Raw genomic sequence first — 20,583 nt, forward strand, 5'->3', positions numbered from 1 at the left:
ACTTATTACGGCGTAGCCCATTGAGATTTATTATGGTGTCGGTTCATTGACGTAGTGTCAGAGTGCCCATAAGCTCAAGTCAATACCGCAACACACCCCGCATCATCGCGCCACTTACTCATTGATTATCCTGGTTGAAAGGACGGCGTATGCGCTCGACTCTGATTGTGAAATCGATCTTTTTGTTGGTGCTGTTGAGCGGTGCTGCCCGTGCGGCTGACTCGTATATCAATCAGACCAGTATCATTCCCGTTGCAACCGCGGGTTGGTTCTTCGCATTTGCGGTCGTGGGTTTTGTCGCCGTGGCCAATCGCAGAAAGATTTGAAATACCGCAGTTACAGTCACTCAGGCTAGACCGCTTGAGTTGGCTTGTGAATTCGTCAACCGTTGCTATATTGCCATTACCTTCTCGAAGCCTGGTCAGCAGGGTTCGACGTGCCGCTCAGGCGGCCGGCAGAGCATGGCGCTCGCGGTGGTGACAGCGAAGTGGAGCGAGAGTTGGTGTGTTGTTCTCTTCAGTGCTCTAGTCGGGCCATCTGGCCGGAGGGACCCTCATGGTGCGTTCATTGTTCGCCGTCGTTGGCCTGGTTGCAATGTGGTCGGGTCATTGCGCTGCCGCGCCCTCGGAACCGGCCTACCGCCTCAATCCCGGCGATGTGGTGATGGTCTCGGTGTGGCAGGAAGACAGCCTCAAGCAGGAGGCCACCGTGCTCCCCGATGGCAGCATCACGTTCCCTCTGGCCGGCCGCATAGACGTGGCAGGGCTGGATGTTGCCTCGGTTGAAAAACAAGTGGCCAGCAAACTGGAAAAGTTTCTGCCTGACCCGAACGTCAGCGTGGTAGTCAAGAGTAACGCGGGCAACTTGGTGTATGTCCAAGGCAAGGTCATAAAGCCCGGCCCCGTACAAATGTCAGGCCCTACGGCGGTGCTGCAGGCGTTGAGCATGTCGGGTGGCCTGGACAAGTTTGCCGATGAAAGCGAAATAATGGTCGTGCGTGGCACCGGCACGTCCCAGAGAATCCTGCCCGTGCGATACAAGGACTTGGTGACGGGCCGCGACATGTCGACCAATATTCAACTTCAGGCCGGTGACACGCTGGTCGTTCCTTGATCATGCCTTTTAATAAGTAGACTTGATGCCTCTTCCAAGAACAACTCGCATTGCCGCGGCAATTGTGGCCTTGCCGCTTGCGCACTCAACCCAGGCCGCTACCTGGCAGTCGACGGTGGTGGTACCAACGTCGGTCGAACACGACAGCAACCCGCTGTTGCTATCGTCGGGCGAAAAAGGCGTGACACGTACCCTGATTGCACCTGACTACACCCTGATCGGCAGTTTCGGCCGAGATGAACTGCGGTTAGGTCTGGGCCTGGATATTCTGCGCTCCTCCGACACCAACGTCGTCGATGACCGCGAAGACCCAGACATCAGCCTGGGCTGGCAACGCACCACCGAACGCGGGCAGTTCGGGCTGCTGGCACGCTACAACGAAACCTCTACGCTGTCGGGTACCGTGCTCGATACCGGCGTTGTTACTACCGATGGGACGCAGAAGCTGTACACCTTGACGGGTAACTGGCGCCAGGCGATCACCGAACGCAGCACCCTGAGCAACGAAACCACCTACAACCGCGCCCGTTACGATATCAACAGTCTGACTGGCTACGACGAGCTGGCCAATACCCTGACCTGGACCTACGCCTTGAGCGAGCGCGCCGATGCCTATACCCGCTTTGGTGCTCGGCGTTATGAACCCGAGGACGACCTGACCGCCACGGCCTCCAACAGCTACAGCCCGGCGGTGGGGATCAAGTACCAGTTCTCAGAGTCATTCAGCGCCGATGCGCACCTGGGCGTCAACAAGGTATCGGGCAGCCAGGGAGGGCGGCGCGGGGAGGGCGGCGTGGCGCTGCTGTACACCGGCGCACGCAGCGATGCCAGCCTGACGGTCGAGCGCAGTACGGTAGCCAGTGCCCAAGGCGGGTTCGCCCAGCTCGATCAGGTGCGTGGGGTCTGGAGTTATGCGCTCGACCCCTTGACCCGGGTCGGCGCCGACGCCGCCTGGCAGGACAGCAAGGGCCAGATACCCAATACCTTGCAGATCTACAGCCTCTGGGCCAGCCGCCAATTGTCCCCCTACTGGGACCTGCGCCTGGCGCTGACGTACAAGGAGCGCAAGCAGGACCTCGACGGCGATGCGACCGCCACGATCGTTGGCTTGACCCTGACATACCGCTATCCCGACATCTGAACCGCTTGCAGGTGGCCCCATGAAGTCCGATTACGAGCTCTCTCTCAGAGATTACATCGCCATTATCAAGGACCGGGCCGTGGTGTTGGGGGTCAGCGCAGCCGTTATCCTGGCTGCCACCGTCGCCGTGGCGCTGACGGTGCCACCGATCTATCAGTCCACCGGCACGATCCTGGTGGAGTCGCAGCAGATATCTCCCGAGCTGGTGTCGACCAACACCACCAGCTTTGCCGACGAGCGCATCGAGGTCATTCGCCAGCGGGTGATGACGCGCGAGAACCTGCTGCGCATCATCGACAAGTACGGACTGTTTGCCGACAAGCGCTTGAGCGAAAGCGACAAGATCGACCAAATGCGCAACGCCATCGCGGTCCAGACGCTGACCACCTTCGTGCGTGGGCGCGGCGAGGCGACGGTCGCCTTCAACGTGTCTTTCGAGCATCGTCAGGCAGAGGTGGCCAAAGAAGTCGCCGATGAACTGGTCACGCTGTTTCTCAACGAAAACCTCAAGCAGCGCACCGAACGGGCCAACGAGACTACCGAGTTTCTGACCCAGGAGGCGAACAAGCTGGGGGCAGAACTGGCCAGCCTGGAGAACCAGTTGGCCGACTTCAAGCAGGCCCATGCCAATGCGTTGCCTGAGCATCAGACGCTGCGCATGAACATGCTTTCGCGGGCTGAGCTCGAGTTCCGGGAGGTCGACCGCGATTACAAGGCGGCCCAGGAGGAACTGCGCTACCTGGAGCTTGAACTGTCCGCCGCCAATGCCGGCCTAGGTACCAAAACCGGCGAGGGCGCGCGCCCAGCGGGCGCCGACCAGCCCCAGGACCTGGCGAGCCTGAAGGCCGAATATGCCCGCTTGCTGACCCGCTACAAAGAAGCGCACCCCGACGTGGCGGCGGTCAAACGCAAGATTCAAGCGCTGGAGGCCAGTGGCCAGACCGGTAGCGTGGCCTCGACGGTGAGCCTGGATGCGGCACGCGTACGGGCCAAGATGAGCGCGGCACAGGTACGCATTGCCTCGCTGGCCGAGCAGAAGCGCGAGCTGACCCGCAAGATGGAAGGTTACGAAGCCGAGATTCTCGAAGCGCCGCAGGTCGAGCGCGGCCTGGTTACGCTGATGCGCGACCATGACAACGCGCGCAAGAAGTACGAGGAAATCCGGGCCAAGGAAATGGGCGCCAAGATTACCGAGAGCCTTGAGCAGGAAAACAAGGCCGAGCGTTTCGTGCTGCTCGAACCGCCCTTGATGCCTGAGAAGCCGATCAAGCCCAACCGCAAGAAAATCGCGGCACTGGGCCTGGTGCTGGCGCCGGCAGGTGGTGGGGCACTGGTCATGTTGCTGGAGATGCTCAACCAGCGCGTGCGTGGCGTTGGCGCCCTGGAGAACCTGCTTGGCAGGCGCGTGCTGGTGGCGCTGCCTTATATCGACACCCGCGCCGACGTGGCCAGGCGCAAGCGCTGGCGCAACGGGCTGATCCTGGCAGCGTTGTGCCTGGTGGCTATCCTGGTAGGGCTGGTACACCTCTTCTACATGCCGCTGGATGTGCTGTTGCTCAAGCTCACCTCCAGGTTTGCATAGGAAAGCAGTGATGGACAGGAATACACCGGCTCATGGCAATACCCTTCACCCGGTCACTCCAGGTACGCCCCAGGCCGTGAACCCGGCACCGGGTACCGCGCTTGCGGAGGTCCCGGGGCAGTTCGACTACGTCAATACCAAGGTGGTGGCGCTCAAGGCCGATCATCTGGAACGTCACCGCATTGTCGCCTACAACAAGAACTCCAGCATGAACGGGCCCATTGACCTGTTGCGCACCCAGGTGCTCAGGACCATGGAGGAAAACGGCTGGCGTACCCTGGCCATTACCTCCCCCACGCCCGAAGCGGGCAAGACGGTACTGGCCATCAACCTGGCCATGAGCATTGCCCACTACACCACCCGCACCGCCTTGCTGGTGGATTTCGACCTGCGCCGTCCTCGCGTCGGCAGGAGCCTGGGGCTGCCCATGGACTGCTCGCTGAACGAGTTTCTCGATGATCAGGCGCCGCTGCAGGAATGCCTGGTGAACCCCACATTGCCTCGTTTCGTCGTACTGCCGACGCGGGTGCCGGTACCCATGTCGACCGAAGTGTTGTGCTCACCCAAGGTCACTCACCTGGTCAGAGACCTGCGTAATCGCTATGCCTCGCGCATCTGCATCTTCGACCTGCCACCGCTGCTTAGCTCCGACGATGCGATCACCGTGCTACCCACGTTCGACTGCGTGCTGTTGGTGGTGGCCAACGGCATGAACACCAAGAAAGAGATCGAGGACTGCCTGCACCACCTGGGCACGGCGAACCTGATTGGCACCGTACTGAATAAGGCCGACGAAAAACCGCAGCCCTATTATTGAGCGTTTTCAAGGGGCGCCGTCGGGCAGCCCCGATGGACGCTCAACGCCATGTCATTGCCGGCCATGGGTACTGCCGCTCCCATTGCCAGGCGTGCGCCACGATCACTTCCAGGTCTGCGTGCACAGGCCGCCAGCCCAGCACCTGCATGGCCTTGCTGGCGTCGGCCACCAATCGGGGCGGATCGCCTGCGCGGCGCGGTGCGTCCAGCACGGTGATGGGTTGGCCCGTCACGGACCTGGCCGCATCGATGACCTCCTGCACCGAGAAGCCCAGGCCATTGCCCAGGTTGAACACTGCACGCTCGCCGCCGTCGAGCAGGTAGTCCACGGCCAGCGCATGGGCGCAGGCCAGATCGGTCACATGTACGTAATCGCGGATGCACGTGCCGTCAGGGGTGGGGTAGTCCCGGCCGAATACCGTCACTGCCTCGCGCCGGCCAGAGGCGGCCTGGAGAATGAGCGGAATCAGATGTGTCTCCGGCTCATGACGCTCGCCGAGCAACCCCGCCGGGTCGGCGCCTGCGGCATTGAAATAGCGCAGGCATACCGACTTGAGCCCGTAAGCCCGATCGAAATCCTCAAGGATCTGTTCCACCATCCACTTGCTCAACCCATACGGGTTGATCGGCGCCTTGGGATGGGCCTCGTCGATAGGCACGTACTGCGGATCCCCATACACAGCCGCCGTGGAGGAGAAAATCAGGCACTTGATTCTTGCGCTGACCATCGCCTGGAGCAGCGACAGGGTAGCGGCGACGTTGTTCTGGTAATACTTGCCCGGAGCGCTGACCGATTCGCCCACCTGGATGAACGAGGCAAAATGAAATACCGCGTCGAACGTGCACATGCCGAACAGCACGTTGAGCGCGGCTTCATCGGCGATGTCCAACCTGGCCCACTGAATGCCCGGCCCTGGAGATACCAGGTCCGCTACCACCACTTCATGCCCGGCAGCCAACAGATAGCCGACCATGTGCGAGCCAATATAGCCCGAGCCCCCCACCACCAGGTACCTCATCCACACCTCCACGAAGCCGCTGTCGACAGACACCGTGAACCGTCCCTGGGACATGCAGGCGGGATGCTCGGCTAACAGGTGCCATGAGCGTAGATGGCCATCTGCCCTATTTCAAGAACATCCAATTGGACATGTAGGTGCCATCCAGGGTGATGTGATAACGCCCATCACGGTAGCTGGCGGGCAGGGGCTTGAGCTGCGCCTGGGCATCGCGGGCGAACAGCTTCAACCCGGCAGGCGCCTTGATGCTCAGCTGGGCCTTGAGCGGTTCGACATGAAAGCGCGTGTTTTCCTCAGGCTGGGGCACCGCTCGCGTGCCCAGGGAGACCAGCAGGCTGCGCGATTGGCCCAGTACCACACCGTCGAGACTCTGCACGGCGATACTGGCGTAGGGCGTGCTCGCCTGAACCTGGACATCACCCAGGGTAATCGTACGCCCGCCCAGCCAGCCCGTTGCCGCTTGGGTGAGGGGCGTGTCGATGGTGTAGAGGCCTGACTGCCAGTTGCGCTTGAGCTCGCCGGTATCGCTCACCGACTCGGTCGCGTCTGCCGGCAGCAACGCCTGGGCAGGGTCGTGCAGCACGGTAGCCCCGTCAGCAATGGCCGCAGGTTTGAGCCATGGCAGCTGGGGCGTGACAGGCAAGGCGCTCTGAAGTTGGCCCAGGCCCACCGCCGTGCGCAGCAGCGCCGAGGTACGTGGGGTGATGTCCTGGTTGTACAGGGTTTCGGGGCTCGGCGCGAACACGTAGCGGGTACTGGCGGGTTGAACGTCCCCACGCCTGTACATCAGTGCGGCAGCCGGCATCGTGGCAAGCAATGCCGGATCATTGTAGGCATGCCAGTTGTCTGCCGTGCGCCAGCCGGGGTTGAACGCCTGTTGACTGTAGGCGTACTGCAGCATGGCGTCCCAACCTTGGTGGCTGGCGGTTCCGGCGATGTACAGCGGCAGGGAATGCCGGTCAGGCAACGGGAAAGGCTCGGCGTTCCATTCGCTGACCGTCAACGGTTTGCCCACGACCTGAGCGGCGGCCAGCCAGTCGATCAAGCCGTCGCTGGTCAACGGGTTCTTCTCCAGCTGGCCACTGGCGCCGTAGCTGTGGGCATCGATGACATCACCCACCGTGAGGGCGGGCAGGGCACTCAGGCCGTTGCCGCCCCAGGTGCTGGTGGTGGCGATCGGCACCCGTACCCCCAGGGCGCGCAGGTGCGCGATCATGTCGGCATTGAAGCGCTGCTCCAGGTCGTTGAGAAACAGCTTGGAGGGCCCAGGTTGCCAGGCCCGCCAGGTCAGGTCCGCTGGCAGGTCGTGCTGGCTGGCGAACGCCTTGGCAGCGGCCATGTAACGCTGACTGTGACGGGGGACGTCCTTGTCCGGCAGCAGGGCGTTGCCGTAGTGCTGGGTGATGTCGTTCTCGTTGGTGAGCAGGATGGCCGCGATGGCGGGGTCATCTTTGTAGGCCAGGCCTGTCAGAGGGTTTACATGGCCCAGGTACTGAGCGGCGAAGTGTTTCATCGCCTGCTGGATGCTGGCGTTGACGTAGGCGTAGCCCTTGAGGTCGACCCGCGCTTGGCCCTTGGCCAGTTCGCCAAAGTCATCGATACCGTCCTGGGCGGTCAGAGCGCGCTGCACATGCAAGTCCAGCCAGATGTAGATGCCCTCGTCCTTGAGCGCCTTGATCCAGAGGTCAAGCTTGCGCATGGACTCGGCGTCCAACTGCTGGGTGTCGCGAACCTGCGTGCCGTCACCAAACACATTGGGGCTCACCCAGGGGGAGTCGTGATGGTGCAGCCGTACAAGGTTGAAGCCCAGCGCCGACAGGCGTTTTGCCTGCTGGGCAATCTCCTCGTCAGGGCTCTTGAACAGGGCGTAAGCCGACAGGTTGGTGCCCCAGAAACGCACGGGGGTATTGTCCTCGAACACCAGTTGTTCCCCGCGCGCCTGCACAAAGCCGTGCTTGCCGGCGGGCTTTTGCCGCGCATTGAGAAACGAAAGGTCAACGGGGGATGTGCGCCAGTCCAACTGGTCCTCTGGCCAGGCAGTAGGGTCCACCAGACCGAAGCGCTCGGTAGGGGTGGGCGCGAGTGCGATGTCCCCGGTTACGTTCAGCACCGCCTTGACCTGTTGCTTGCCGGCAGCGATGGCGTCCTTGTAGAAGAAGGCGCGCAGCTCCGAAGGATTGCCGCGCTCGAAGTAGACCTTGGCCAAGGGTGGGTCGAAACGCATTTCTACACGCCTGCCCTGCTCGGTACCGCCCCAGGACCACCCGCGGTTGTCGGCCAACAGTTGCGGGGCACCCATGGCCCCCGCGATCTGCGCAGGATCGAACTGGAACACCATGCCGCCGCCAATCACATCGCGCTGGCGGCTATGGGCGTCAAGGTCGAAGTCCCACGCCAGGGTTTGCGGTTGCACCTGGGTGATCGCCGCCTTCAGCTCGAAATCCAGGGCCTTGTTCAGCCCCTGCAAGGTGTAGCGCCCGGGGCCATCGACGCTCAGGGCGGTCTGGAAACCCGTCCAGCTCCAGTCCTGCGCCCAGAAGTCGAACTTGGCGCTCATCACTGGCCCGCCGCCCTGCGTCACCACCGGCAGGCCGTTTTGCTCATCGATGCTGACCTGCCACGCCTCGGACCGAACGCTCGTGGGTAAGCCCAGGGAGCAAAGGGCGGTCAGGCACAGCACGGCACGCAAGGCAGACAGGGTCATGAAAGGCTCCTGGGTTGCGCAGAGGGAATGTCGTAAGAGGGCGTAGCGAGCGAGTGCTGCCGGCGGACCATGTGGGTATAGGCCACCCCTAACCCTGCGATGGACCAGTACACCACCGGGATGAACGTGATGCTGCTGACGGTGAAGATGATCACCAGGATGCCGATCAATGTCGCCAGCAGCACCCGGCCAAGCTGACGACGTTCGTCGTCCTTGTCGTCGAAGCTGCGCATGGCCTTGTAGATGCCGCGCAGTACCATGGCGAAGAAGGCCACGAACAGCCCGAGCCCGACCAAGCCGACGTGCAGGGCCAGGTTGATGTAGGAGTTGACGATATCGATGATGCCTTCGCCCTGGATCATCGACTGCATTTCGGGCGTGTTGCGAAAATCGAACGAGCCGAACAGCGGATTGCGCTGGATGACGATCCACGCATTGTCCATGAGCCGCTCGCGGTAAGTGATGTTCTCTTTTTCAAGGTTGCCAATGAACGGCAGCAGGTCCAGCACCTTATCGCCACCCGGTATCACACCGAGCAGCGGCAGGGCGAGCACCCCCGCCGTTGCCAGCAGGGCCAGGCGCCGCACGGCCCCCCTGCCCAGCGCCACGAACACCACCACGATCACCGCAGCGCCAATCCAGGGCCCGCGTGAGAGCGGCGCGAACAGACCGGCAGCCAGCAAAAGCGCGCCCATCCAGCGATGCAACGGCCGGCGCAGATAGCCTTGCACGAACAGGAACAGGCCGATGGCGACACTCATGACATAACCCAGCACGATGGCCTGGCCCGTGGTGACGCTGGCCCGCAGGGCGCCGCCCCGGCTCAGGTAGCCCGACAAGCTCCACGGCACACCCATGGCGTCGATCAGGGCGCTGTACAGCAACCAGTGGCGTACATACTCGGCGACCCCGATCAACGCCAGCAGGAAGCCGACCAGGACGAAGGCCAGCATGGCGTCCTTGAAGTCGCTGACCTGGCGCAACCCACGGCTGGCCACGTAGTAGGGCAGAAATACATCGACATACAGGTACAGGGCCTGGCGCAGGGTATCGGTGGGCGTGGTTTCGCGCAGATAGAGCACACTCATCAGCACCAGGCTTACCGCCAGCAGGCGATCTGGCCAGGTGCGGCCAAAGCGCAGCGTGTCCGGCTGCCGACGCAAGGCCAGGGCGGCTGGTAGCAGCACGCACAGTGTCAACAGGCGGATGTGGTTGAGGTCGACCAGGTAGTTGACCACACCGAACCCCGGCACCTGCGCCGCCGCCGGTGGGATCAGAAACAACAGCAGGTAGAACAGCGCCATGGGGTTGTGTTCACGACGCCCGGCCAGGTACAGGATGAGCCCGCCTGCCGCCAGGTACAGCCAGAAACTGTGGGAGACGAATGCCAGCACCGTCAGCAGGAACCAGAGGTTGCGCCGGCGCTTGAAATCGCGCAGCGGGATCAGGTCGGTGGCAGGACGCCGAGCCAGCACGAATACCACGCTGGCCAGGAACAGGATGACGATCAACGCGCGAAAATGTTCAGGCATCAGCTATTTACACCTTCCTTTCGGTGGGCCACGGCTAGCATCATGGCTGATTGAAACTATAGTGACTTTTAGCCATCTAGTCAGAGATAGAACCCATGCCGTCGATTGAGGTGTCAGCCACCGCAAGCTTGCGCTCGCGGGCCTTGCGGGCGGGGTCATGGAACCTGGTCTCGCAAGTGGCTTCCCAACTGATGCGCCTGGGCGGCAACCTGATCATGGCGCGTATCCTGGTCCCCGAGATGTTCGGGGTCATGGTCATCGCCACCACGGTTTCGGTACTGCTTCACTTGCTCTCCGATGTTGGCTTACGCCAGAACATCATCCAGAGCCATCGAGGTGACGACCCCGTTTTCCTCAACACGGCCTGGACTGTCCAGATCATTCGCGGCTTCATCCTGTTCGCCTTGACCTTGCTGCTGGCCCTGGGCGCGTGGCTGGCGCAGGTGGCTGAGCTGTGGCCTGCGGACGCGACCTACGCGGCCCCGGTTTTGCCGGCGGTACTGGCCATCACCGGCCTGTCTGCCGTGATCTGGGGTTTTCAGTCCACCAAGATAGACGTGGCAGTGCGAACCTTCCAACAAAAGCGCGTGGTGCTGGTCGACCTGGCGTCGCAAGTCGCGGGCCTGCTGGTGATGCTCGTGGTGGGCTACCTGACCCATTCCATCTGGGCGCTGGTCAGCGCTGGCCTGGTGTCCGCCCTGGCCTGGACGGTACTGGGCCACACTGCGCTGGAGGGCCCTCGCAATCGTCTGCACTGGGACCGCGCCGCCCTGAACGAGCTGATCGTGTTCGGGCGCTGGATCCTGCTGTCTTCGATGGTCGGGGTCCTGGCCATGTATGGCGACCGCATCTGGTTCGGTGCCAGCATGACGGCGGCGCAGCTGGGCGTGTACTCCATCGCCGTGCTGATTCTGGGGGCAGTGCAGATGGCCATCATGAAGGTGGTCGGCGCCGTTGCGCTGCCGGCGTTCAGCGAAGCGGCTCGTGCTGATGATCGCGAGCGTCTGGTAGCCCTGTATCACCGTTTTCGGCTATTGGTGGACCTGCTGGTGCTGTTCATCTGCGGAGGGTTTCTGACCGCCAGCCCGCTGCTCATTGGCTGGATGTACGACGAGCGGTACCGTGAAGCAGGGCCGATGCTCGCAATTCTCTCGCTGTCATTCCTTACATTGCGCTATACATTGGCCCATCAGGTCTGGATCGCCTTGGGGCTGACCAAGTACCAGGCCATGGACAACATCATTCGCCTGGTCTCGTTGTGGGGGTTACTGCCGGTACTGCTGTATTTCGGTGGGGTGGACTGGGCGATCTGGGGCGTTGCCCTGCACACGCTGCCCACACTGGTGTTGATCGTTTACGTGAACAGCAAATTGGGAATGTTCAGCCTCAAGCGCGAGCTTGTAGTGCTGCCGGCCCTGTTGGCCGGGGCGCTGTGCGGGGCTGCATTGACCGCTTTATTCGAGTGGATCTGAGCGCGACCTGTAGGAATTTCGTGAGGATGGCCAGGTAATCATGGGCAAGCAGAGCGTGTGTGCGTCACGGGTAGGGCGTAGGGGCTTTCTGAAGGGGTGCGCGGTGGTGGGGGCGGCAGGCGCTGTGCTGGGCCCAGTGACAGCGGTCGCCGGCCAAACGCTGCCCCGGCCCACCGCCGAGGCCAATGAGGCGTTCGTGGTCATCAATGGCTGGGTATTGCCGTCTCAGTATTTCAAGAGCCCGTCGGCATGATCACCGATTTCCAGGAACACAAGACGCTGCGCGACAGTTACGACGTGTGCATCATCGGCGCCGGCCCGGCCGGCATCACGCTGGGGCTGCGCCTGGCGGCCGCAGGCTGGAGCGTGCTGCTGGCCGAGGGGGGCGGCCATGACTACGCACCTCGCTCTCAGGAGCTGTATGCCTGCACCTCCAGCGGGCTGCAGCTGTATGCCGAGCAGACCCGGCTACGTTATTTAGGCGGCACTTCAAACCATTGGGCAGGCCGGTGCCGACCCTTCAGCCCGTCCGACTTTTCGATCGCACCGCCAGGTGACCTGCCGGGCTGGCCCATTGAGTATGCCGAAATCGCGCGCTACCTGCCCGCCGCCATGGACATCGTCGACCTGCCCGCCGGTGCCGACTTTCATGCCATCAACACGGGGCTGGACGGCGACGAGTTCGAACCGGACCGCTTCCTGCTCAGCACCCCAACCCGATTTGCCCAGAAGTACGCCACCGCCTTGGAACAAACCCCAGGGCTGGACGTATTCATCAACTGCAACTGCGTGGACCTCGAATTCGACCCTGCCTCTGGCCGGCTGGCAGCAGTGCTGTTGTCGGACTACGCTGGCAACCGCCAGCGTCAGGTCGCACGGCATTTCATCCTCGCCGCAGGCGCCATCGAGAACGCCCGGCAACTGCTCAACAGCAGCTCCCTGGCAGCGGCCGGTGTGATCAGCCAGGACGGCCTGGTGGGCCGTTGTTTCATGGAGCACCTGAACATCGATATGGGCACGTTCATCCTCAAGTCAGGGCTGGATCCCGACCCGCGCGAGTACTACACCACCGATGCCTTCATCGAGCACTTCAAGATCGGCAAGGGCAATGTGCGCGCCGCCCTGCTGGCCGACGTGCAAACCTACGGCCGTACCGCCGAGGTCAAGTACTTCCTTGAAACCCTGGCCTGTGACATGGGCGTGGCCAGCAAGGTGGCCTTCGTCGCCAGCTTCAGCTGCCCGGGCGATGGCATCATCAGCACCATGATCGAACAATTCCCAAGCCTGCACAGCCGGATCTCGTTGCTCGACGAGAAGGATGCGCTGGGCGTGGCCAAGGTCAACGTCAACTGGGTACTCGACGAGCAGGACCGGCATACGATCAAGTGCATCGGCACCGAACTTGCGACCCAGTGGGCCAAGGAGAACCTTGGGTTCGTCAAACTCAACGACTTCGTCTACGACACCTCGATACCGCTCAGGCTGTCGCCGCACGCCCACCACATGGGCACCACGCGCATGGCCGCCGACGCCCGTCATGGGGTGGTGGACCGCGACTGCAAAGTGTTCGGCACCGACAACCTGTATGCAGCCGGCAGCAGCATCTTCGCCACCGGCGGTGCCTCCAACCCGACCATGCCACTGTTGCAATTCGCCGTGCGCCTGGCTGAACACCTCGATGCCCGCATGAGCGCCCAGAGGAGCGCCGCGGCGTGATTCACCGGCTTTAGGACAAGGGGTGCGGCGGTCAGCACACACAAGAACGAGACCGGCGCCGCCCAGGGATAACTCAGGTTGCATCGATTGCGAGGCCAGGCAGCATGATGGGATGGATACGCAGAGCCGTAATGCAGTATGCCCACCGCACGGGACGGGCACGCGGTTTGTACAAGAAAATGTGCAACCCAGCGGGGCTGGAATGGGGCACCTACCTGGCCCGTTGGGGCGGTTTTCACTCGGTGGGCACCAACGTCTACATCAACCAGGGTTGCAACGTGACCGACCCATCGCTGGTGCGCATTGGCAACAGCGTGGGCCTGTCCGATTGCACCCTCATCGGCCATGACGGCGTCGTGCTGCTGATCGAGCACCGCTTCGGCAAGCACCTGGACTCGGTCGGCTTCATCGACATCAAGGACAACTGCTTCATCGGTCACGGCGCAATCGTCATGCCGCGCGTGACCATCGGGCCGGACTCCGTCGTGGCCGCCGGGGCCGTGGTGACCAAGGACGTGCCGCCCGGCACCGTCTATGGCGGTAACCCGGCGGCCTTCATCTGCACCACCGATGCGCTGATCAAACGGGTGGAAGCCCGCTGCGAAGCCTATCCCTGGATCGACATCGTCAAGCAGCGCAAGGGCGCTTTTGACCCCCAGGTGGAGCCCATGCTGATGGCCCAGCGGCGCCAGTACTTCTTCGGGGACAGCGACAATGGCTAAGCCGGTGGACGTGATGGTGGTCAATTTCAATACGGCCGGTTTGCTGCAGCCCATGTTCGATGCCTTGCGCAGCGCCGACAGCGAGCACCTGGCGCGCTACCTGGTGGTGGACAACGCTTCGGCCGACGACTCACTTGCCCGCTTGACCCAGGTCTGCCCTCAGGCGCTGGTGCTGAGCAATCGGCAGAACGTAGGGTTTGGCCGTGCCAACAATCAGTTGCTGACCCACCTGCAAGGTCAATACGCCCTGCTGCTCAACACCGACGCTTTCGTGGCCCAGGACGCCTTGCACAAGACCCTGGACTACATGCAGGCGCACCCGGAGTGTGGCGTGCTGGGTGTTCGGCTCGAAGGTCGCGATGGCAGCCTGCAACCGAGCTGCCGGTATTTTCCGACACCGCTCAACGTGTTTCTTGCCCGCACCGGCCTGGAACGCTTCGTCCCCGGCGTACAGCGCGTTGATGACATGAGCTGGGACCATGGGTCGGTGCGCGAATGCGATTGGCTGCCTGGGTGTTTCTACCTGGTGCGCCGTGAGGTCCTCGACCAGGTCGGGCTGTTCGACCCCCGTTTCTTTCTGTATTACGAAGAAGTCGACCACTGCAAGCGCGTCAAGGCAGCGGGGTGGAAGGTGGTGTTCTACCCGCACACCACGGTGGTGCACATCGGCGGCGAGAGCTCCAAGTCGGTGGCCCAGCTCGAAGCCGCGAGCCGGCAGATATCCGCTTACCAGATAGAAAGCGAGCTGCTGTACTTTCGCAAGCACCACGGTCGGGCCGGCCTTGCCCTGCATATGCTGCTGGTGAGCCTGGGTGACCTGATACTGGCGCTCAAGGCCTTGATCAAGCGGCGCGGGCGGGCGGCCTTGCGGGCCTGCTGGCTACACAGCCGCACCACGTGGGCATTGTTGTTCAAAACCCGCTATGCCACCCAGCCGACAAGGTAGTGCGCACCATGTTCGAGAATATTCGTGCCGATTTGCGGGCCCATGGGGGCGATTGGGGAGCCCAGGGGTTCTGGGTGATGCTGGTCTACCGATTTGGCCGCTGGCGCTATGGCGTGAGGCCCGCCCCGCTGCGCAAGCTCTGTTCGCTGGTCTACAAGGTGTTGTTCAAGCTGGTACAGATCCTGACCGGGGTCGAACTGCCCTGCGAGGCGGTAGTGGGCCGGCATTTCGTCATCGATCATTTCGGCGGCATCATCGTCAGCGGCTATGCCCGGTTCGGTGACGACTGCCGCATTCGCAACGGTGTGGTGGTGGGGCTCAAGCAGGTCGATCGGCCTGTGGCGCCCGTGTTCGGCAACAATGTCGACATTGGCACCGGCGCCAAGATCCTGGGCGATATACGCATTGGTAACAATGTGGTGATCGGCGCCAATGCGGTCGTGCTGGTGGATGTGCCGGACAACTGCATTGCGGTCGGCGTGCCGGCCGTGATCAAGCCCAGGCACAGCCCCGCGACGCAGGTGATGCCGTGAGCACACAACTGGAGGCGGTCGGCGTCGTGGTGATCGGTCGCAACGAGGGCCAGCGCCTGGAGCGCTGCCTGCGTGCGCTGGTGGCCCGTGTCGATACGGTGGTGTACGTGGATTCCGGTTCGACCGATGGCTCGGTTCAGCTCGCGCATCAGTTGGGTGTGCACGTCCTGGCCTTGGACTTGAGCATTCCATTCACCGCCGCCCGCGCGCGCAACGAAGGTTTCGCCCGGCTGCACCAGCTGCAGCCTGGCCTGAACATGGTGCAGTTCGTTGATGGCGACTGCGAGATCGACCCCCAGTGGTTGCCCACTGCCCACGCCTTCCTGCAACGGCACGCGCAGGTGGCGGTGGTCTGTGGGCGGCGGCGCGAGCGGTTTGCCCAGCAAAGCGTGTACAACCAGTTGTGCGACCTGGAGTGGGATACCCCGGTTGGACAAGCCAAGGCCTGTGGCGGTGACGCGTTGATGCGCGCCCAGGCGTTCGCCAGCGTAGGGGGCTTCCGGACGGGGCTGATTGCCGGCGAGGAGCCGGAGCTGTGCGTGCGTTTGCGAGCCGCGGGCTGGAAAGTCTGGCGCCTGGACGCCGAAATGACCCTGCACGATGCGGCCATGACGCGCTTCAGCCAATGGTGGCGACGCAGCATGCGCGCCGGCTACGCCTATGCCGAAGGCGCTTGGTTGCACGGTGCTGCACCCGAGCGGCACTGGGTGCGTGAGTCCCGCCGTGCCTGGGTCTGGGGGCTGGGGATTCCGCTGCTGACACTGTTGGCTTGTCTGATGTTCGGGGCAGGGGGGCTGGCGCTCTTGCTGCTGTACCCACTGCAAATCCTGCGGTTGGTCAGGCGTGGCGCCCTGGCGCCCCGGCAACGCAGGTTGCAGGCCTTGTTTCTGGTGCTGGGCAAGTTCCCAGAGGCAGTGGGCCAGCTCAAATTCTGGCGCCAGCGGCTGTTGCCCGGCAAATCAGCGCTGATCGAGTACAAGTGAGATGACCCCATGATGCTTGTCCGCCTCGTGACCCGCGTATCGACGTTGCAACCCGGTTTCACCCCGCGCGCCGTGAAGAGCAAGTGCGCGCTGGCCCTGCTGATGATGAGCCATCGCCACGCGCTTGTGCGCTTCATGGGACGCATGACGACTGCACTGGGCCCACAATGGCGCCAGCGCATGGGCGACGACGCGCTGGGCATGGTGCAATGGCCCTACATCAGTAGTGCCTGGAGCGTGGCCCAACGGTTAGATGCCGTGGCCTCGCATTTCGAAGTGGTGACTGCACAAGCGCCGGGGCTTCTGGTCACAGGCCGCGATGAACGCCGTGTGTTGTGCGACCTGGGGGATCATTCACCCGCTTGCAGCCTGGTACTGGACCGGCCGATCTGGTTCAAACGCGAAGGCGAGTTGGTCCTGAACCTGTTTCAGGGCGACCTGCGGGTCGCGTCACTCGCCTTCACCCTGTGCAGGGACGCAAACACGTTGACGCTGTTCATTGGCGCGGTGCAAGGCATCCACAAAGGCATCGACAGCGAAACATCCCTGTCCATCTATCGCGACCTGACCAAGCATTTCGAAGGCCTGCGCCCGCGCAGCCTGGTGCTCGAAGCGCTCAAATGCCTGGCGCGCTCGCTTTCGGTCGATCGCATACTGGCCGTCAGCGACCGTTGCAGGCACCACCGTCATCCTTATTTTGGCGCCGACACCGCCCGGGAACTGGCGGCCGACTACGATGCTATCTGGCAGGAGCACGGCGGCCAACCGACGCCCTGCAACGGTTTCTTCGAGCTGCCCCTGGTGGCTGCACAGCGCGCCGATTCGGATATTCCCGCCAAGAAACGGGCCATGTACCGCCGCCGGCAGGCGTTGCTCGACGATGTTTTCACGCGCATGCACGAGGCTTTGGCAGGCGCTGCCGGGAACCATGAACTACAAGAACTACAAGGGGATGCATGCGCTGGGCATGCATCGGCAGTGGACGCTCCGCCCCTGACAGAAGGCCGTTCATAAGGCTTGTCGGGCGCGGGGGGTCATCAAGCGGGTTTGGATCTGGATTTGTATGCGTATTGCTTACTTCGTCAATCAGTACCCGAAAGTGAGTCACAGTTTCATACGGCGCGAAATCCTGGCGCTTGAACGCCTGGGCATTACGGTACAGCGCATTGCCCTGCGCGGATGGGACGCCGAGGTGCAGGATCCCGAGGACGCTTGCGAGAAAGCCAAAACGGTTTATGTGCTGCAGCAAGGGCTGTCGGGTTTGCTCAAACCCCTCTGGCACGTGCTGCGGGCACAGCCACGGCGGTTCCTGCACACCCTGAACCTGGCCTTGCGCATGGGATACAGGGCGGACCGCGCCTGGCCGTATCATTTGGTGTACCTGGCCGAAGCCTGTCAGGTACTGCTCTGGCTGCAGCAAAGCGGGGCCTCCCACGTCCATGCCCACTTTGGCACCAACTCCGCTGAGGTCGTCATGCTCGTCCATGCACTGGGTGGGCCGCCTTTCAGCTTCACTGTTCACGGACCGGAGGAATTCGACAAACCGCAGTTCCTGCACCTGGGCGAAAAGGTCGACCGAGCCGCTTTCGTGGCAGCGGTCAGTGCCTACGGACGCAGTCAACTGTATCGCTGGGTGGCGCATGCCCACTGGCCAAAGGTCAAGGTAGTGCATTGCGGTCTGGAGCGTGCGTTTCATGAAGTGCCTAGCGTGGCGATACCCCAGGCGCCGAGACTGGTTTGCGTGGGTCGCCTGTGCGAGCAGAAAGGCCAGTTGCTGTTGCTCGAAGCTGCCTCCCGGTTGGCGGCGCGTGCCATCGCCTTCGAACTGGTGCTGGCCGGTGATGGCGAGCTGCGTGGGGAGATAGAACGGTTGATCGCCCATTATGGCTTGCAGCACCAGGTGCGCATCACTGGCTGGATTGGCAGTGCGCAAGTGCGCGAGCACATCCTGGCGGCGCGTGCCCTGGTGCTGCCCAGTTTCGCCGAAGGGCTACCCGTGGTCTTGATGGAAGCCATGGCGCTGCGCCGTCCAGTGCTGAGCACCTACGTGGCAGGTATCCCCGAGCTGGTGCGCCCCGGCGAGAACGGCTGGCTGGTGCCGGCGGGCGACGTCGAACAGTTGACCGAAGCCATCGCCGAGTGCCTCCAGCAGCCCGTCGAGGCGCTGCAGCGCATGGGCGCAGCCGGCCATGCTCGGGTATTGGAACGGCATGATGTCGACACTGAGGCGGCCCGGTTGGCCGAGTATTTCAAGGCAACGGCATGATCACTGTATTGACGTTCTTGCTGGGGGCACTGGCGTTCCTGGTATCGGTTCCGGTGCTGGTACTGCTGGGGCAGGTGTTGCTGGCGTACCTGCCCGCTCGTGCACAACCTGCCGCTACCTGGACGCGCCCGCAGGTGGCCGTGCTGGTGCCGGCCCATGACGAGGCGAGCATCATCGGCGCAACGCTCGCGAGCCTCGTGCCGCAACTGCAAGCCGGTGACCGCCTGCTGGTTGTGGCCGACAACTGCAGCGACGACACGGCGCGGCGGGCCGAGGAGGGCGGCGCCGAGGTGGTCGTGCGTCAGGATGCCTTGCGCCGGGGCAAAGGCTATGCGCTGGACTTCGGCATGCGTCACCTGGCCGCCGACCCACGCCAGGTGGTGATCATTGTCGATGCCGATTGCCGTGCAGAGAAAGGTGCGCTCGAGCAGTTGGCCCGTCGCTGCGCACAGAGCGGCCGACCCGTGCAGGCGCTGTACCTCATGAAGGCGCCGGCTGGTGCCGGTCTCAAGGTGCAGGTGGCCGAGTTCGCCTGGCGGGTCAAGAACCTGGTTCGGCCCCGGGGCTGGGCACGGGTGGGCCTGCCGTGCCAGTTGATGGGCTCAGGCATGGCGTTCCCTTGGCAGGATTTGGCCGCCGTGGACTTGGCCAATGGGCATCTGGTCGAAGATGTGAAGTTGGGCCTGGACCTCTGCCAGCGTGGCACGCCGCCAGTGTTCTGCCCGCAGGCGCTGGTCACCAGTCAGTTCCCGACCAGCGAGCAGGGCCTGAACAGCCAACGCACGCGTTGGGAGCACGGGCACCTGGGGCTGATGCTGGCCGATGCGCCCCGTCGCGCCTGGGCTGCCGTGCGCCAGCGCAACCTGGCCTTGGCCGGTTTGACGCTGGACGTGCTGGTGCCTCCGCTGGCCTTGCTGGTCCTGATGCTGTTGGGGCTCAACGCCCTTACCTGGTTGGCCTATGCCGTGGCAGGCATTGCGATACCTGCCTGGATGGCGCTAAGTGCGTTGCTGTTACTGGCGCTTGCGGTGCTGCTGGCCTGGGCGCGGTTCTGCCGCGACGTGATTCCGTTCTCGGTGCTGCTTTACGCGCCGTTCTACGCCTTGCGCAAGGTCCCGGTGTACGTGGGTTTTCTGATCAAACGCCAGGTGGAGTGGGTGCGCTCCCGCCGGGAGGAGGATTGATGGCCGGTGAGCAGTGGCGAGCACGATGGCACGCGGTCATCGACCAGTTGCAGGTGATCCAGGACGACGAGGCTGCCGAGCGCCTGCTGCAAGGCTTGGCTGCCCCTGTAGCCCCGACCGTGCTGGGCTTCGTCAATGCCCATGCCATGAACCTGATCGTTAGCGATGACGCCTATGGTGAGGCGCTGCTGGGGGCCGATGTGCTGCTGCGCGATGGCTCGGGCATGGCGATGCTGTACCGGCAGCTTGGGTTGGCGCCAGGGTTGAACATGAATGGGACCGATTTCATTCCTCGGTTGGTGCACGCCTATGGTGGGCGCCGCGTGGCCTTCTGGGGCACCCGCCAGCCCTTCCTGGAGCAGGCTGTTCAGTGCTGCGTTGCCACCTATGGCGTCACGCCGGTTTCGGTGCATGACGGCTTCGCCGACGTGCCGACCTACCTGCGCCTGGCGACCAAGCACCGGCCGGATCTCATCGTGCTGGGCATGGGCATGCCCAAGCAGGAGGCGGTGGCGGCTGCGCTCAAACGCACCGGCCTGGCGTGCACGATCGTTTGCGGCGGCGCCGTGCTGGATTTCATGGGCGGCAAGGTCCATCGCGCACCGGCCTGGATCAGGCGCCTGGGTGCGGAATGGTTGTACCGCCTGTTGTGCGAGCCACGGCGGCTGTTCATGCGCTACGTGGTTGGCAATCCGCTATTTCTGTTACGCGCGCGGCGGTTCGCCCAGGCAGAGCGAGCGCCGCACCCTGGCGGCTGACGACATGGCGCGGTCGCCCAAAGGCACCGCGCACCCAAGGACGGGCTGCTACAGTGATATCACGGCTACACACATCCGAGCGCGCCTGCTGCTTTA

19 protein-coding genes are annotated in these 20,583 nt (G+C 63.2%); 16 read left to right on the forward strand and 3 right to left on the reverse strand.

Annotated elements, in window-relative coordinates; genetic code table 11:
- Window positions 1–149 precede the first annotated feature (149 nt).
- The 5 genes from eppA (at window position 150) to NMB38_RS10685 (ending at window position 4,653) form a co-directional block, all read left to right on the forward strand.
- A complete protein-coding gene (gene eppA, locus NMB38_RS10665; RefSeq protein ID WP_165919238.1) occupies window positions 150–326 on the forward strand; it encodes an EPS-associated small membrane protein EppA in 177 nt (58 codons plus the stop codon).
- Between the two features lie 229 nt (window positions 327–555).
- The gene (locus tag NMB38_RS10670) at window positions 556–1,113 is read left to right on the forward strand and encodes a polysaccharide biosynthesis/export family protein (RefSeq protein ID WP_027916351.1); all 558 of its coding nucleotides are present in this window, start codon (window positions 556–558) and stop codon (window positions 1,111–1,113) included.
- 25 nt (window positions 1,114–1,138) lie between these two features.
- Window positions 1,139–2,254 carry a hypothetical protein gene (locus NMB38_RS10675; RefSeq protein WP_027916350.1) on the forward strand — a complete coding sequence of 372 codons (1,116 nt, stop codon included), beginning with the start codon at window positions 1,139–1,141 and terminating at the stop codon, window positions 2,252–2,254.
- Between the two features lie 19 nt (window positions 2,255–2,273).
- On the forward strand, window positions 2,274–3,836 hold the full coding sequence (locus tag NMB38_RS10680; RefSeq protein ID WP_028687782.1) for a GumC family protein: 1,563 nt from the start codon (window positions 2,274–2,276) through the stop codon (window positions 3,834–3,836).
- 10 nt (window positions 3,837–3,846) lie between these two features.
- Entirely contained in the window at window positions 3,847–4,653 is an 807-nt protein-coding gene (locus tag NMB38_RS10685) for a CpsD/CapB family tyrosine-protein kinase (RefSeq protein ID WP_088523732.1), read from the forward strand.
- Window positions 4,654–4,693: 40 nt separating this feature from the next.
- Here NMB38_RS10685 and galE read toward each other — a convergent pair whose 3' ends face one another.
- The 3 genes from galE to NMB38_RS10700 form a co-directional block, all read right to left on the reverse strand.
- Window positions 4,694–5,671 (reverse strand): UDP-glucose 4-epimerase GalE, encoded by a 978-nt coding sequence (galE, locus tag NMB38_RS10690; RefSeq protein WP_028687783.1) that lies wholly within the window; start codon window positions 5,669–5,671, stop codon window positions 4,694–4,696.
- A gap of 106 nt (window positions 5,672–5,777) precedes the next feature.
- Window positions 5,778–8,375, reverse strand: a complete 2,598-nt coding sequence (locus NMB38_RS10695) for a cellulase family glycosylhydrolase (protein WP_345956831.1) — start codon at window positions 8,373–8,375, stop codon at window positions 5,778–5,780.
- The gene (locus tag NMB38_RS10700; RefSeq protein ID WP_049695994.1) at window positions 8,372–9,907 is read right to left on the reverse strand and encodes an O-antigen ligase family protein; all 1,536 of its coding nucleotides are present in this window, start codon (window positions 9,905–9,907) and stop codon (window positions 8,372–8,374) included. Before NMB38_RS10700 ends, NMB38_RS10695 begins: the two co-directional genes overlap by 4 nt.
- Window positions 9,908–10,002: 95 nt before the next feature.
- Between NMB38_RS10700 and NMB38_RS10705 the strand changes: the two genes are divergently transcribed.
- From NMB38_RS10705 to NMB38_RS10755, 11 genes are all read left to right on the forward strand, one after another.
- A complete protein-coding gene (locus tag NMB38_RS10705; RefSeq protein WP_140174283.1) occupies window positions 10,003–11,379 on the forward strand; it encodes an oligosaccharide flippase family protein in 1,377 nt (458 codons plus the stop codon).
- A gap of 40 nt (window positions 11,380–11,419) precedes the next feature.
- Entirely contained in the window at window positions 11,420–11,632 is a 213-nt protein-coding gene (locus tag NMB38_RS10710; RefSeq protein WP_027916344.1) for a twin-arginine translocation signal domain-containing protein, read from the forward strand.
- Window positions 11,629–13,095 (forward strand): FAD-dependent oxidoreductase, encoded by a 1,467-nt coding sequence (locus NMB38_RS10715; protein WP_027916343.1) that lies wholly within the window; start codon window positions 11,629–11,631, stop codon window positions 13,093–13,095. Before NMB38_RS10710 ends, NMB38_RS10715 begins: the two co-directional genes overlap by 4 nt.
- Before the next feature lie 104 nt (window positions 13,096–13,199).
- Window positions 13,200–13,817, forward strand: coding sequence for an acyltransferase (locus NMB38_RS10720; protein ID WP_027916342.1), 618 nt, complete (start codon window positions 13,200–13,202; stop codon window positions 13,815–13,817).
- Window positions 13,810–14,763 (forward strand): glycosyltransferase family 2 protein, encoded by a 954-nt coding sequence (locus NMB38_RS10725; protein ID WP_033695182.1) that lies wholly within the window; start codon window positions 13,810–13,812, stop codon window positions 14,761–14,763. Before NMB38_RS10720 ends, NMB38_RS10725 begins: the two co-directional genes overlap by 8 nt.
- Before the next feature lie 8 nt (window positions 14,764–14,771).
- Entirely contained in the window at window positions 14,772–15,296 is a 525-nt protein-coding gene (locus NMB38_RS10730; RefSeq protein WP_027916340.1) for a serine O-acetyltransferase, read from the forward strand.
- Window positions 15,293–16,279: a glycosyltransferase family 2 protein gene (locus NMB38_RS10735; protein ID WP_254286813.1), complete on the forward strand. Its 987-nt coding sequence runs from the start codon at window positions 15,293–15,295 to the stop codon at window positions 16,277–16,279. The genes NMB38_RS10730 and NMB38_RS10735 overlap by 4 nt, the downstream gene beginning before the upstream one ends.
- A 9-nt stretch (window positions 16,280–16,288) precedes the next feature.
- Window positions 16,289–17,293, forward strand: coding sequence for a DUF535 family protein (locus NMB38_RS10740; RefSeq protein ID WP_027916338.1), 1,005 nt, complete (start codon window positions 16,289–16,291; stop codon window positions 17,291–17,293).
- 49 nt (window positions 17,294–17,342) lie between these two features.
- Window positions 17,343–18,545 carry a glycosyltransferase gene (locus NMB38_RS10745; protein WP_181074304.1) on the forward strand — a complete coding sequence of 401 codons (1,203 nt, stop codon included), beginning with the start codon at window positions 17,343–17,345 and terminating at the stop codon, window positions 18,543–18,545.
- Window positions 18,542–19,729, forward strand: a complete 1,188-nt coding sequence (locus NMB38_RS10750; RefSeq protein ID WP_254286812.1) for a glycosyltransferase family 2 protein — start codon at window positions 18,542–18,544, stop codon at window positions 19,727–19,729. Before NMB38_RS10745 ends, NMB38_RS10750 begins: the two co-directional genes overlap by 4 nt.
- Window positions 19,729–20,487 (forward strand): WecB/TagA/CpsF family glycosyltransferase, encoded by a 759-nt coding sequence (locus NMB38_RS10755; protein WP_236165817.1) that lies wholly within the window; start codon window positions 19,729–19,731, stop codon window positions 20,485–20,487. The genes NMB38_RS10750 and NMB38_RS10755 overlap by 1 nt, the downstream gene beginning before the upstream one ends.
- The last annotated feature ends 96 nt before the right edge of the window (window positions 20,488–20,583 follow it).

It is taken from the genome of Pseudomonas sp. FBCC-B35 (genome assembly GCF_059133755.1).